This window comes from Fibrisoma limi BUZ 3 (assembly GCF_000296815.2).
GTDB lineage: Bacteria > Bacteroidota > Bacteroidia > Cytophagales > Spirosomataceae > Fibrisoma > Fibrisoma limi.
In genome coordinates this window covers 616,335-629,310 of the sequence record NZ_CAIT01000005.1, presented here as the reverse complement: position 1 = coordinate 629,310, position 12,976 = coordinate 616,335, and the positions used below count along the sequence as shown (strand labels likewise).

The 12,976-nt window shown below is 53.3% G+C and carries 14 protein-coding genes; 9 read left to right on the top strand and 5 right to left on the bottom strand.

Features of this window, described 5'->3' with window-relative positions; genetic code table 11:
* Positions 1-57 precede the first annotated feature (57 nt).
* The 3 genes from BN8_RS07485 to BN8_RS07475 all read left to right on the top strand — a co-directional run bounded on the left by BN8_RS07485 (position 58) and on the right by BN8_RS07475 (position 1,785).
* Positions 58-876: a universal stress protein gene (locus BN8_RS07485; RefSeq protein ID WP_009281226.1), complete on the top strand. Its 819-nt coding sequence runs from the start codon at positions 58-60 to the stop codon at positions 874-876.
* Positions 877-992: 116 nt separating this feature from the next.
* On the top strand, positions 993-1,481 hold the full coding sequence (locus BN8_RS31565; RefSeq protein WP_009281225.1) for a hypothetical protein: 489 nt from the start codon (positions 993-995) through the stop codon (positions 1,479-1,481).
* Positions 1,423-1,785, top strand: a complete 363-nt coding sequence (locus tag BN8_RS07475; RefSeq protein WP_144051606.1) for a hypothetical protein — start codon at positions 1,423-1,425, stop codon at positions 1,783-1,785. Before BN8_RS31565 ends, BN8_RS07475 begins: the two co-directional genes overlap by 59 nt.
* Positions 1,786-1,874: 89 nt before the next feature.
* On the opposite strand, the gene BN8_RS07470 is transcribed toward BN8_RS07475, so the two are convergent.
* From BN8_RS07470 to radA, 3 genes are all read right to left on the bottom strand, one after another.
* Entirely contained in the window at positions 1,875-2,867 is a 993-nt protein-coding gene (locus BN8_RS07470; protein WP_009281223.1) for a 2-hydroxyacid dehydrogenase, read from the bottom strand.
* 64 nt (positions 2,868-2,931) lie between these two features.
* Positions 2,932-3,666: an NRDE family protein gene (locus BN8_RS07465; protein ID WP_009281222.1), complete on the bottom strand. Its 735-nt coding sequence runs from the start codon at positions 3,664-3,666 to the stop codon at positions 2,932-2,934.
* A 16-nt stretch (positions 3,667-3,682) separates the two neighbouring features.
* Positions 3,683-5,068: a DNA repair protein RadA gene (gene radA / locus BN8_RS07460; RefSeq protein WP_009281221.1), complete on the bottom strand. Its 1,386-nt coding sequence runs from the start codon at positions 5,066-5,068 to the stop codon at positions 3,683-3,685.
* Positions 5,069-5,320: 252 nt separating this feature from the next.
* Here radA and BN8_RS07455 point away from each other — a divergent pair, with 252 nt between their 5' ends.
* Positions 5,321-6,013 (top strand): porin family protein, encoded by a 693-nt coding sequence (locus BN8_RS07455; RefSeq protein WP_009281220.1) that lies wholly within the window; start codon positions 5,321-5,323, stop codon positions 6,011-6,013.
* Positions 6,014-6,218: 205 nt separating this feature from the next.
* Here BN8_RS07455 and BN8_RS07450 read toward each other — a convergent pair whose 3' ends face one another.
* Both BN8_RS07450 and BN8_RS07445 read right to left on the bottom strand, forming a co-directional pair.
* Positions 6,219-6,638 carry a LytR/AlgR family response regulator transcription factor gene (locus BN8_RS07450; RefSeq protein ID WP_009281219.1) on the bottom strand — a complete coding sequence of 140 codons (420 nt, stop codon included), beginning with the start codon at positions 6,636-6,638 and terminating at the stop codon, positions 6,219-6,221.
* Positions 6,639-6,893: 255 nt separating this feature from the next.
* Positions 6,894-7,325 (bottom strand): LytR/AlgR family response regulator transcription factor, encoded by a 432-nt coding sequence (locus BN8_RS07445; protein ID WP_009281218.1) that lies wholly within the window; start codon positions 7,323-7,325, stop codon positions 6,894-6,896.
* A gap of 362 nt (positions 7,326-7,687) precedes the next feature.
* Here BN8_RS07445 and pheS point away from each other — a divergent pair, with 362 nt between their 5' ends.
* From pheS to BN8_RS07420, 5 genes are all read left to right on the top strand, one after another.
* On the top strand, positions 7,688-8,752 hold the full coding sequence (gene pheS / locus BN8_RS07440; RefSeq protein ID WP_009281217.1) for a phenylalanine--tRNA ligase subunit alpha: 1,065 nt from the start codon (positions 7,688-7,690) through the stop codon (positions 8,750-8,752).
* 102 nt (positions 8,753-8,854) lie between these two features.
* The gene (locus BN8_RS07435; protein ID WP_009281216.1) at positions 8,855-10,102 is read left to right on the top strand and encodes an exodeoxyribonuclease VII large subunit; all 1,248 of its coding nucleotides are present in this window, start codon (positions 8,855-8,857) and stop codon (positions 10,100-10,102) included.
* A 14-nt stretch (positions 10,103-10,116) separates the two neighbouring features.
* The gene (xseB, locus tag BN8_RS07430) at positions 10,117-10,305 is read left to right on the top strand and encodes an exodeoxyribonuclease VII small subunit (RefSeq protein ID WP_009281215.1); all 189 of its coding nucleotides are present in this window, start codon (positions 10,117-10,119) and stop codon (positions 10,303-10,305) included.
* A gap of 139 nt (positions 10,306-10,444) precedes the next feature.
* Positions 10,445-11,803, top strand: a complete 1,359-nt coding sequence (locus BN8_RS07425; RefSeq protein ID WP_009281214.1) for an OmpA family protein — start codon at positions 10,445-10,447, stop codon at positions 11,801-11,803.
* A 94-nt stretch (positions 11,804-11,897) separates the two neighbouring features.
* On the top strand, positions 11,898-12,944 hold the full coding sequence (locus BN8_RS07420) for an SDR family NAD(P)-dependent oxidoreductase (protein ID WP_009281213.1): 1,047 nt from the start codon (positions 11,898-11,900) through the stop codon (positions 12,942-12,944).
* Positions 12,945-12,976: the final 32 nt, after the last annotated feature.

Below are 12,976 nucleotides of genomic sequence, written 5' to 3'. Positions count from 1 at the left end.
GGCCGGTGGTTGGCCCGAGTCAGCCGCCGGTTTTTCTGGCTCCAACCCATTAGCCGTATGAAAAGGATTGTACTGGCCACCGACTTTTCTGCCAACGCCAACAATGCCGCCCGCTACGCCGTTCGGCTGGCACGCGACTCGCAGGCCACTCTTGTGCTGCTGCACGCCTATCATTATCCACCCGAGAATCCGCTTAAGGCCGGCGACTTTCCGCTGAGCATACAGTTGATGCGGGAGCAAAGCGAAAAAGCCATGAAGCGGCTGGGTGCCGACCTGCACGCCTACGCGGGCGGCCCGGTGACCATTCAGTCTGTGCTGAAAGAAGGCTATACCTTACCGTCTATTCAACAAACCATCCGGAACATGAAGGCCGACCTGCTCATCATGTCGACCGTCGGAACAGCTCCTCAGAGTGCTCAGTTGTTCGGCAGCATTGCTACCGACATGATTCCGGTGACCACTGTACCCCTGTTGCTGATTCCTCCGGGTGTAACCTATGCCCCCGTGAAGAATATCGTCCTTGGTGTTGATCTGAACACGCCACCCGATGTCGTTGCCTTCGATGCGGCCATTCGGTTGGTAGGTCGTCTGGGAGGTGTCGTTAATGTACTGTGCATCAATGATCAGCCCGAAGCCCCCGCGATCAGAGAACGGGCCGGCAACATCCGGCACCTGCTGCGCGACGTACCCCATACGCTGAGTATACAGGCCGGTGATGAAGTGTTCGAGGCACTGCTCGGCTTTGCACATACCAGTAAGGCTGATCTGATTATGATGCTCCCGCAGGTACATGGCTGGTTTTCGCGGCTGTTCAACGAAGGTGAAACACAGCGGGTAGCGCGCCTGACCGACATTCCGCTACTGGCCGTGACTTAATCGGTTTACCTGTAAGTACCTTCTATTTGCCAGAACATTACCCCTACCCATCCCGTAACCCCGACAGCCCCGAAAAACCGGGGCTGTCGGCATATCCTTTTCATTCCGGCAATCCCATGAAAACGGCTCTGTACATCACTACCTGCACCGACGAACCGACGCGGGCCCTGCAGGAATACTGGTTAGCAACTGAAGAGCCCTTACGGCTTACGGTCGTGCATCCGTACACGCTTGACTCGAATCAATTGATCACCAAAGAAGCAGTTCGCACGGCAAAACAGCAGGCAGAATCACGGCTCCGGCAATGGACGGCTGAACTGCTGAATGACCAACCGGGAAATTTACAGACAGAAACGTTGCTCGCTGACCCCGATCTGGCGCTCCAGCTTCACCTTATCATTCGAAAATACGATTACCTCCTGATTGCCGATCAGCACACCGTTCTGCCGCCTGCTTTGTTAGCCATAGTGAATCAAACCCAGACCTTGATGCGTGTTCTTTCCGACAAAACCGACGCTTCCGAAGAAACAAAACCGTATGTTGGCTATGAAGACCCTGGAAGTGTACCCATCCATGAGCCTGTCGCATTTGCAGCAGCGTTTTAATGACTTGTTTCCGTATCTGCGGCTTGAGTTGAGCCCGGAAACCGATGTAAAGGTAAACGATCAGCAAACCCTCGATGAGCTGGGGCACTCAACCACGTACTGCTGTTTTCTGATCGATGGCACCCTGGAAGTTGCTGAGCTGGAAGAAAATTTCAGCGCGTGTTTTGGTTTACCCCTGCGGGTAAGCCGCTGGACGGGCTACGGCTGGCACGACACCGATACTACGCGTCAGTGGACACTGTGCCAACAAAACCAGAAAGGGGCGGAAGCCGCGCACCTCACTCCATCCGTCGCTTACCGCTGAAACGCCTTGACCTATTACTGCTTGTACACTGACTACCAAAAAGCCGACGTGAACGTCGGCTTTTTGGTCTGTACTATGTTGTCAATTCTTCAGCACATCGATGCGTGGGTGATTCCCTCCAGTTGCCTGCCTTCATAGAAACTCAGTTTATTCAGCAGACTACGGGCAATCTGGCACAGGGCCTCTTCGGTCAGAAACCCCTGATGGGCCGTTAACAGAACACGGGGGTGGCTGCGTAGCCGGTTCAGCAGTTCATCGCCAACCCCTTCCTGTGCCCAATCCCGGCCAAACCAGTTGGCCTCCTGTTCGTACACATCGGCTCCGTACCCGGCTAACTGATCCTGATTGAGCGCAGCCAGTACAGCGTTTGTATCCACGACTTTGCCCCGGCTTGTATTGATCAGCATCGCCGTCGGCTTCATTCTGGCAATCGCTTCGGCATCGATCATTCCTTTTGTTGCCGCCGTCAGCGGGCAATGCAACGCCAGTACGTCGGCCTGCATCAGCAGATCGTCCAGCGAAACGTACTGTACACCCATCCGCATTAGCTGAGCAGTCGGTTTAATGTCGTAGGCGATGACCCGGCAGCCGAATCCAGTCATAATCTGGCAGAAAGCACGCCCAATATGCCCCGTACCGACCACACCAACCGTTTTTCCGTGCAGTTCCGTCCCGACCAGCCCGTTGATGCTAAAGTTACCAGCCTCAACGCGTTTGTTTGCTTCGGTCAGATGGCGCATGAGCCCCAGCAGCAGGGCCACTCCATGCTCAGCTACGGCAAAAGGTGAGTAATCCGGTACGTTGATAACCGTCATTCCCAAGTGGTCAGCAGCTTCCAGATCCACATTATCCAATCCGGCGCACCGCATGGCCACAAGGCTGACCCCGGCCTCTTTGAGCGCCTTCAACGTCAGCTTCGACAGGTTATCGTTGACAAAAGCGCAAACCGCCTGATGCCCACTGGCCAGTTCCGCGTGAAAGGACGTGAGTGGCTCCTCAAAAAAACTGATCTGGTGATGCCCCTGGTACTGCTCAAACCAATGCCGTTCGTAGGGTTTTGTGTTAAAAAAGGCGATACGCATACGTGTTGTCCGTTTTGATCAGGACAAAGTTGCACAGCTTTTATCGGGACAAACATGATCAGCATCAGCCCGTTGCCTGATTCGTATTCGACCTGGTCCTGAGCGGAATCTCGTCTGCCACGAGCGGTAGATAGCGCATGGTCGGCATCGATCCTGTTTGCACAACCTGCGTAATGCTGACCGTTTGGACGCCGTTGGGCAGCCTTACTACGTAGTCCTGCTCCGGATCGCCGATACCGGCCGTCTGATGGAAATAGAATACATCCTCCGGGGTGACGTGCGGTTGTTGCCGGAGAAAATCGGCAAACCAGGTTTTACGCCGGGCGGCCGTGTTGGCATCATACAGCGTCACCGACGACCAGATATGCGGCAAATCGCCCGGCATGTCGCGCAGGTAGATTTGCTGGCCGTTCCAGCGCAGTTCATGTACAAGCAAGTTATCCGGTCGGCGCTGCACAACAACCAGCGTAAAGGGCTCTATCTGGTCAAAGTTATAGCCATTCGCAAACTGAAGCGGATTGCCAAAATCAAAAAAATCCAGCACGACCAGTCCCCGGCTCTGTCGATACGGTGGCTGATGAACGTGCTTTTCAAATGCCCCGTTGAGCAGACAAACAGTAACGTCGGCCGAAGCCGCCACCCAGGTTCCGCCCCCAAGCGGATCTTTGGGATACGTTACGGTTCGCTCACCGACTATATACGGCTGAGCGGGAACGGCCCGGGGGCGGCTGATGTGTTCATCCCGGTTGGTAGTTAATACAAACCCATTGGGCAACGGCAGCAGGGAAACAACGCACATACGTAGCTTACATTGATTACAACAATACGCCCTGAAAGACTTCGTCCAGCTTCGAGACGGGTTTGATATGAATCTTAAAGTTACCCGCTTCGAGCCCCTTCAGGTTGTAGCGCGATACGTAAATCTGTTTAAATCCTAATTTTTCGGCTTCGGCAATACGCGAATCGATGCGGCTGACAGCCCGCACTTCGCCCCCCAGCCCGACTTCGCCCGCGAACGCCACCGATGGCGGAATGGCGATATCTTCGTAGCTAGACACGATAGCCGCACAAACGGCCAGATCGATAGCGGGATCTTCGACTTTCAGGCCACCGGCTACGTTCAGGAATACGTCCTGCTGCCCGAGCCGAAAACCGCCCCGCTTTTCCAGAACGGCCAGCAGCATCTGAAGCCGCTTGGCATCGAAGCCCGTACTGCTCCGCTGGGGGGTTCCGTACGTAGCCACACTAACCAACGACTGAAGTTCGATCATCAGCGGCCGATTACCTTCCAGCATCGAGCCAATGGACACGCCACTCAGGGCTTCATCCCGCTGCGAAATCAGGATTTCCGACGGGTTCGTCACCTGCCGCAGCCCCGAACCCAGCATTTCGTAAATACCCAGTTCGGACGTACTACCGAAGCGGTTCTTGGTAGTCCGCAGGATTCGGTAGGTTGTATGGCGGTCGCCTTCAAACGTCAGTACCGTATCGACCATGTGTTCCAGCACTTTCGGGCCGGCCAGCGAGCCTTCTTTGGTGATATGCCCGATCATGAACACCGGCGTACCGCTTTCCTTGGCGTATTTCATGAATTCGGCCGTACATTCCCGAACCTGCGACACGCTCCCCGCCCCCGACTCCACCAGCGACGACTGCATGGTCTGGATGGAATCGATAATCAGCACTTCCGGCTCAAAATGCTCGACTACGCGAAAAATGCTCTGCGTCGAGGTTTCGGTCATGATGTGACAATCGGAGGTCGGCGCATCCAGCCGTTCGGCCCGCATCTTGATCTGCTGTTCGCTTTCCTCGCCCGATATATAGAGCACCCGCATCCCGGCGAGACTCAGCGCAATCTGCAATAACAGAGTCGATTTTCCGATGCCAGGTTCACCGCCGATCAGTACCAGCGAACCGGCTACAATACCGCCACCGAGTACCCGATTCAGTTCGGCATCGGTCGTATGAAGGCGGGGCTGTTCTTCGTAATTGATCGCGTGAAGGGCTTTGGGCTTGGGTGCTGTTTTAAGCCCGCCCGGGCCAGACGACGGACTTCGCCAGCCGCCTTTTTCCGGTTCATCCTTCTGAACCAGTTCTTCAACGAACGTATTCCACTCCCCGCAGGAGGGGCAGCGTCCCAGCCATTTGGCCGACTGGTGGCCGCAATTCTGACAAAAATAGGTGGTTTTTAGCTTGGCCATTCAGAGTAAACAATACGGTATAAGATACGAAATGTAACGGAATTTACCAAGCCGTTAAACCTTCGTACTGGATCCTCATCCAATCGCAACCAACGCCAGGGCGCGGCATCTTGTACTGATGACAACAACGCCGTTCCATCAAAATAAGTTGACGGGGTATACCGACATGACCGACGTGGCGTTAACAACATCGGGTTATTACAACAACCTCTGCACAAACCGAGTTCTCAGTAAACTATATACAACCAACCAATGAAAAAAGTCCTATTTTTCGTCGCCCTGGCCGCTCTTCCTGCCGTTTCGTTCGCGCAGGAGAGTTCATTTCAGATTGGAATCAAAGGCGGAGTAAATTTATCCAAACTCAGCTTCGGTAGTTTTGTCAATACGGGTACCAACGCCAATGGGTCGCCCAACGTGAGTGTCGATGGCCAGACTTTCCGGGATAACCTGCGCGAAAGCCTGGACAGCAAAACTGGTACGTCGTTCGGGATTTATACGCGCTTTGGCCGCAACCTGTTCCTTCAGCCTGAACTGCTGTATTCGACGAAGGCCGGTTCATTCGATATCATACGCACGGATAACAACGGACAGACTTATTCCGAGCGCGTAACGGTCAAAACAACCAGCTTTGATGTGCCCGTTCTGCTGGGTATTAAGGGTGGCCCGTTGCGGGTGGTTGCCGGTCCTATCATTTCCTTCCGGATTGATGACAACCAGCGACTGGGTGAAGCCGTTCGCCAGTACACTAATGGTACGCTGAACGACGCCTGGGCCAATGCCTACTACGGGTATCAGGTTGGGGGCGGTCTGGACATCGGCTCATTTGGTCTCGACGTCCGCTATGAAGGCAACCTTTCCGACATCGCCCAGATTGAAGACAGCGGTGCCAAGTTTGGCCAGAAGTTCAAATCGTGGCAGATCACCCTGGCATATAGGTTGTTTTAAAAAGGAGGAAGGGAGGAGAGGATGAAAGGGAATACTTCGCGTAAGTTTTAACCCCTTCCTCCTCTCCTCCCTTCCTCCTCTTCTCCTTTAATTAAAAACAAACCGTTGCTGTCCATCCCGCCGGGAGTTGCAGCAACGGTTGTCCGTTCAATTAACCCACTAAAATAATCGTTCTGAAGTCGGCCAGACAGCGACCGGCTTTGTATTAGTTAAACAGTGTCTGCCAGTAGCGGCTCAACTGCTGCGAAATCTCCTTCATCCGGCGCCGTGAGATGGCAACCTCCCGGCCATCGGCCAGACGTACCTGACGATCTTTCGTAAAAACGCCCCGTTGTACATACGCCAGGTTTACGATGTACGACTTGTGGATTCGCAGGAACATTCCCGGATCGAGCGTTTTTTCAAACTCCTTCAATGTTTTCGACACCAGATACCGCTTCCGGTCGCGGGTGAACAGGAAGGTGTAATTACCTTCTCCCTGTAAACACAGCACGTCATCGACACCAATGAATATAGTACGATTCAAATACGGCAAGGCAATGCGATGCGAACCACGCTGGTAAGAGGCCGGAAAATGAGGCACTATAGCAAGCGGCTGGATAGTAGAAGAAAGGTTGGCTTCCATGCTGAAAAAGTTTTGGTTCGGTATTTTGTTGTTCGATTGATGTGACAAAACTACCCACCCTGCCGTTTGCTCAAAAAAGAAGCCTGATCAGCAAGTGGCGCGCTTCGGGGCCAACTACTTGCTGATCAGGCTTTTAGTGTGTACTGATTGGTAAATCTTCGGGTGTTAGTACCCAACTGATTACGTAAAACTACGCAGTGAGATATAGCGGCTACCTACTGAGTCATTTTACGGGAATAAACCCTCAATTCTCAATTAACTCACGGCAACCGGCTGGAACTCCCGAATCCGGTCCATGAACATCTGGGCGCGCCGGCGGGAAATTTTTACCTGCTGCCCATCAGTCAGTTCAAGCTCACCTTCTTTTTTAACGTAGAACTTACGAACAAAGCCAAGATTAACGATGCACGATTTATGAACCCGAACAAACGCCTGTCCATCAAGTAAGGTTTCGTACTCTTTCAACGTACGAGAAACCAGCATTTTAGTACCGTCTTTAAGAAAGAAATTGGTGTAATTACCTGAACCTTCCAGCCGTACGATTTCATCCACCGAAATGGTACGTTTACGGTCATAGAAAGGGATCAGCAGTTTCTGGAGACAAGAGGAATCGGTAGTTTTTTCCACACTTTTGTGGAACGGCATGGACATAGGGTCGAAAATTGAATCGTTTGCGAATGTTTTCATAGCTGAATTGAGTGAGGTCTGTTGGACGACAGTTTAAGTTTGACAATCAATTACTTAAGCTTTACACATGACTACTTATGCCGCTAATTCAGTCATGCACTACACCATCTTACTCTGCAACAATCAGACCTTACTATTCAAAAAGTACAATATTATACGTCACATGACCGTAAGTTCCTTTCTTTCACCTCTCTTTAGCCGCTTAATTAATACCGGTCAACCTGGGGTGTGAAAATAATGTGGTGATTTTTTTACGCGGTTGTGGGTAGGAATGACCGCACCTGGTTTCAGGCGTTCCCTAAAGGCAACGATCCGCCCAGATATGTTATCTTTGCAGCAATTGCGATTAAACCGGGCGCGGTATGCTGGACAAAGTCAAAGAAATTTATCAGGAAATAGAACAATTCAACGTAGCGTCAAAAGACCAGCTAGAGCAGTTCAGGCTCCGGTTCGTCGGACGCAAAGGCGTTATAACCGAATTATTTGAAGGGCTTAAGCATGTGCCCCAGGAAGACCGGCGGGCGGTTGGCCAGGAACTGAACGGTCTGAAAAACTTTGCCCTTGAGCGCTTTGAGGCTTTTACCAAAACCATTGACGAACAGCTGTCGGCGGCCGACAGCACTCCACCCGTTGATCTGACCCTGCCGATCGTTCCGAACCTGACCGGTACGCAACACCCGCTGACCCTCGTCCGGCAGCGGATTATCCAGATTTTTGAACGGATTGGATTCAACGTAGCCGACGGCCCTGAAATTGAAACGGACTGGTACAACTTCGGGGCGCTTAACTTCCCCGACAACCACCCCGCCCGCGATATGCAGGATACCTTCTTCATCGAGAAGAAATCGGGCACGGAGCAGGAGTCGGCCGACGATGTGCTGCTACGAACGCATACGTCGAACGTACAGATCCGGCTGATGGAACGGCACAGCAAGGGAGAAACTTTCCGGCCCATCCGCTCGATCATGCCGGGTCGGGTATACCGTAACGAAACCATTTCGGCCCGGGCGCACTGCCTGTTCCACCAGGTCGAAGGTCTGTACATCGACCGGAATGTGGGTTTCAAAGACCTGAAGGATACGCTCTATCACTTCGTGAAAGAGATGTTCAACAAGGATACGCGCATCCGGTTCCGGCCGTCGTATTTCCCGTTCACAGAACCCAGCGCCGAGATTGACATCTCCTGCCAGATCTGCGGGGGCTCGGGCTGTAACATCTGCAAGCACTCAGGTTGGGTCGAGATCGCCGGTTCCGGCATGGTTGATCCGCAGGTGCTGGCTAACTGCGGCATCGATCCGGAAGAATACACGGGCTTTGCCTTCGGGATGGGCGTTGAACGCATTACGCAACTTAAGTACGTCGTCAACGACCTCCGTCTGTACACCGAAAACGACGTTCGTTTCCTCCGCCAGTTCGAAGGATTGTAAAAAAAGGAGGAAAGGGAGGAGAAGAGGAAAGGAGAAGGGAAACAAAATACCGGGTATTCCTTTCTCCTCTCCAACCCTTCCTCCTCTCCTCCCTTTTCTCCTATGTCCCCCATCCGTCTGTCCGATTTAGCGTTTACACTCGAAGCCGTAGTGGATCAGCACTTCGGCGGAAAAGCCGTATGGGTGCTGGCCGAAACGAGCGACATCAAAAACTACCCCGACCGGAACTACTGTTTTCTTACGCTGGTCGAACGGGAAACGAGTTCGGCTGGTCAGCAGGAAACGCTGGCAAAGCTGGAAGCCTGCATCTGGCGCCGAAACTACCACACGATTCGTGAGTTTGAATCCGCTACGGGAGTGGCCTTTGCCCGCAACATCAAGCTGTTGCTGCTGGTATCGGTCGGTTTCAATCCAGTGTATGGCCTGCGGCTGGAAATTCTGAAAATCGACCCGTCCTACACGCTGGGGAATCTGGAGCGGGAGCGTCAGGCGGTGCTGGATGCCCTGTTGCGCGACCACCCGGATCTGATCTGGCAGGAAGCCGGGCAGTACATTACCGCAAATCAGTTGCTGCCCCGGCCGACCGTCCTGCAACGGCTGGCTCTGATTACGGCGCCAAACTCGGACGGCTGGCGCGATTTCCGGCACGAACTACAAACCAATCCGTTTGGCTATAACTTTCAGGTGGATGAATACCTGACGCAAGTGCAGGGACAGGGGGCCGAAAAAGCCATTTGTGATCAATTACGACGTATTCAGGACAGCGGCATTGCCTACGACGCCGTCGTTATGGTACGCGGGGGAGGCTCGCAGCTGGATTTCGGCTCCTTCGATACGTATCAGTTAGGGCAGACCGTAGCCGGCTTTGGTATCCCCATCCTGGCCGGTATTGGGCATGAGCGGAACGTCAGCATTACCGACCTGTTGTGTCATCAGAGTGTGAAAACGCCCACCAAAGCGGCTGCGTTTCTGATTGAGCACAACCGGCGTTTCGAAGAAGGCTGCCTTCACCTGGGCAACCGGCTGACGGGTGCTGTTCGGGAAGCCCTTCAGAACGCCCAGGAACGCCTGGACAGCGATACGGAGCGGTTGAAGTTTGTGCTGCATACGTATTTCCGCGATCGGCACAACGAACTCACTGAAAAGGCCGTGACCATTCGGCATCTCGATCCGTCCAATGTATTGAAACGCGGGTACGCCCTGCTGCTGCGCAACGGCCGGATCATCACGAAAGCGGGCGATCTGCAGCCCGGCGATAAAGCCCAGCTACAGTTGAGCGATGGACGGCTTGACGTGATTATCAGCCAGCCGGTTGATGATCAGCAGACACCCAGCCAACTGATGCAGTGACCAATTTGACCTACATGACTTATCAGGAAGCCTACGATCAGCTATCGGCCTTGATCGATGACATTGAAAATGAAGACGTTCCACTCGATGAACTGCCCGCCCGTATCCGGCTGGCCACCGAGTTGATCACGTTCTGCCAGAGCCGGCTGCGCGACGTCGAAGCTGAATACCGGGAGGCCGTCGAACGACTGCCTAAACGATGAAAACGATAATTTTACGGTATCCTGCTATGGGACTTGTAATAAACCTTACCTAACTTTATCGCTCAGGGGTATCTGAGCCGTTGACTAGGAACGTGTTGTACGTATAGAGACCCTGTTAGCCTGACTGAGAATAGCATCTATGAATTTATTTCCCACATTTAACGACGTATTGAATTCGGACGTTCTGTCGCGACTAGCCTTATATGTCGACGAACCGGCCGAAAAGACTCGTAAAGCGGTAGACGCCCTGGTGTACACCATCATCGGTGGCCTGATGAAACGGACTACAACCGAAATTGGTGTTAATCAATTATATAATCATATACAAAAAGGGCATTACGACGGTTCACTGACCGATAATCTGGTTCAGGTGCTCAATGACCCATCCCGTACCAATTCGCTGATTACCCAGGGGAACGACGTGATCAGTCACTTGTTGCCGGCCATGAAAAGCTCCATCGGCAGCATGATTTCGACCTATGCCGGAATCCGAAACTCATCGGCCATTTCGCTGCTCGGTCTGACCACGACAGTCGTTCTGCACGTATTGGGCAGGCAGGTACGCGAACGCAAGCTGGACGCCGATTCGCTGGCCGCATCCTTGTTTGAGCAGCGCGAAGCCTTCGTGAACATCGTTCCGGAGGATCTGATGCCCCGTCTGGTGGATAAAGTAGGCATTCAGCAGGTAGTGGCTGGCATTGCCGCACCCGCCCGACGAACGGTTATAGAACCAGTAACCCGTCCAGCGTCGTCGGTGGCGGCACCGGTTTCGGCCACCCGCACCACATCGACAGCCACTCGCCCGGCCATCACCTACGAACCTGTCGGTGAATCGGAAGATAACGGTTCACTCGTCAAATGGGCTGTGGGTGGCCTGATTGCAGCCGTAATTATTGCCGGTGGGTATTATATTTATCAGAATACCCAGAATTACTCAAACGGTAACGAACTGTCCGACGAGACCGTGGTGACAAGTGATACGGTGCAGGCCGATACGGTGGCCCGGTCGCTGGCCGTACCGGTTGACTCAGCCGCCCGCACAACCACCCCGCCGAGGGCAGCATCGGCCGTAGCGCCGACCACTCCGGCCGGCCCCAGCTCCGGGACCTTGAGCCAGCAATTGACACCCTATCTTGGTAATGCAGCCCTCCCCAAAGGGCGCGTATTCCCGCTGTCGGGCGTATCGTTCCAGCCGGGTTCTCTGACGATGACCCCCGGTTCTGAAACGGCCGTGACAGAACTCGCTACGCTGCTGAAGACGTACCCAAACATGCAGATACAGCTCATCGGCTATGCCAACGATGCCCGGGGTGATGTCACAAACAAAGCCTTATCGTTCAAACGGGTCAATCAAATCAAGCAGCAGTTGGTATCGTCGGGGGTCAATTACATCCGGATCGACGCCATCGGGCGGGGGACGGGCCGGGTTCGTAGCGATAGTGCTTCGCTGACGAAACCAGCGCTGCGCAAAATCGATATGAGGGTTGTCGTTAAATAAACCAATTGATCAACCAGACAACTATTAACTAAGTGGCCAAAACAACTCGGTCGCTCACCGGTTGAGTATGAGATAACCCAATTACTCACTAGGTATGACGACAGAAGTTGGAAAAACGGCCCTGATTACCGGCGCTACCAGCGGTATTGGTAAAGAATTGGCCACTCTTTTTGCCAAGGACGGATACAATTTGATTCTGGTAGCCCGCCAGGAAGACAAACTCCAGGAAGTTGCCGAGCAGTTTCGGCAGCAATACGGTACCAGCAACATCACCGTTGTGGAAAGCGACCTGTCTAAGTCCGAATCACCACAGCAGGTCTACGATGAGGTGAAGCGTCAGGGATTGACCGTAAACGTGCTGGTCAACAACGCGGGCATCGGTGAACACGGCAAGTTTGCTACCGAAACGGATTTGCAGAAAGAACTAGGTATCATCCAGTTAAACATTGCCTCGGTCGTGCAGCTTACCAAGCTGTTTACCAAAGAGATGGTAGAACGTAATGAGGGCAAAATTCTGATGCTGGGCTCTATTGCCTCGGTGCTTCCTAATCCGCTCATGGCTGTGTATGGGGCCACCAAGTCATTCATCTACTCGTTTTCAGAAGCTCTGCGCAATGAGCTGAAAGATACGAACGTGACGGTGACGGTGCTGATGCCGGGCGCTACCGATACCGACTTCTTCAACAAAGCGGGAGCCATGAATACCAAAGCCCAGGAGCAGGCCCGCTCAACCAATCCGGCCGACGTAGCCAAAACAGGCTACGAAGCCCTGATGGCCGGTAAGGACAAGGTTGTACACGGGCTGATGAACAAAGTACAGGTGGCCGGTGGCTACGTATTGCCCGACCAGGTCGTAACATCCAACGTTCGGAAACTGATGGAGGACAAAGATTCCCCCCAGAAGCAGGAAGACGAAAAAACATCGGCGCTGGCACTGGGCATCGGTATTGCCAGTGTAGTCGTAGCGGGAATCGTCATTGCATCCATGTATCGCAACGCCAGCCCATACGATCGTCTACGCTACCGGTATAAGGCTAAAAAAGCGTTAGGGTCGATCAAAAACGTAGCGGCTTCTGTAGGCGACTCGGTGAACGGAGCCTACCACAACGCCAAGGCAGACGTTGAACAGGCGCTGGCATAAGTATTAGTTCCAGATTACAGAACGGCCGATGC

Bases quoted from the DNA above. Each gene is read 5' to 3' on its own strand.
- BN8_RS07455 (WP_009281220.1), top strand. From the start codon at position 5,321: ATGAAAAAAGTCCTATTTTTCGTCGCCCTGGCCGCTCTTCCTGCCGTT.
- BN8_RS07465 (WP_009281222.1), bottom strand. From the start codon at position 3,666: ATGTGCGTTGTTTCCCTGCTGCCGTTGCCCAATGGGTTTGTATTAACT.
- BN8_RS07435 (WP_009281216.1), top strand. From the start codon at position 8,855: ATGTCCCCCATCCGTCTGTCCGATTTAGCGTTTACACTCGAAGCCGTA.
- pheS (WP_009281217.1), top strand. From the start codon at position 7,688: ATGCTGGACAAAGTCAAAGAAATTTATCAGGAAATAGAACAATTCAAC.
- BN8_RS07450 (WP_009281219.1), bottom strand. From the start codon at position 6,638: ATGGAAGCCAACCTTTCTTCTACTATCCAGCCGCTTGCTATAGTGCCT.
- BN8_RS07485 (WP_009281226.1), top strand. From the start codon at position 58: ATGAAAAGGATTGTACTGGCCACCGACTTTTCTGCCAACGCCAACAAT.
- radA (WP_009281221.1), bottom strand. From the start codon at position 5,068: ATGGCCAAGCTAAAAACCACCTATTTTTGTCAGAATTGCGGCCACCAG.
- xseB (WP_009281215.1), top strand. From the start codon at position 10,117: ATGACTTATCAGGAAGCCTACGATCAGCTATCGGCCTTGATCGATGAC.
- BN8_RS07470 (WP_009281223.1), bottom strand. From the start codon at position 2,867: ATGCGTATCGCCTTTTTTAACACAAAACCCTACGAACGGCATTGGTTT.
- BN8_RS07445 (WP_009281218.1), bottom strand. From the start codon at position 7,325: ATGAAAACATTCGCAAACGATTCAATTTTCGACCCTATGTCCATGCCG.
- BN8_RS07425 (WP_009281214.1), top strand. From the start codon at position 10,445: ATGAATTTATTTCCCACATTTAACGACGTATTGAATTCGGACGTTCTG.
- BN8_RS07475 (WP_144051606.1), top strand. From the start codon at position 1,423: ATGAAGACCCTGGAAGTGTACCCATCCATGAGCCTGTCGCATTTGCAG.
- BN8_RS31565 (WP_009281225.1), top strand. From the start codon at position 993: ATGAAAACGGCTCTGTACATCACTACCTGCACCGACGAACCGACGCGG.
- BN8_RS07420 (WP_009281213.1), top strand. From the start codon at position 11,898: ATGACGACAGAAGTTGGAAAAACGGCCCTGATTACCGGCGCTACCAGC.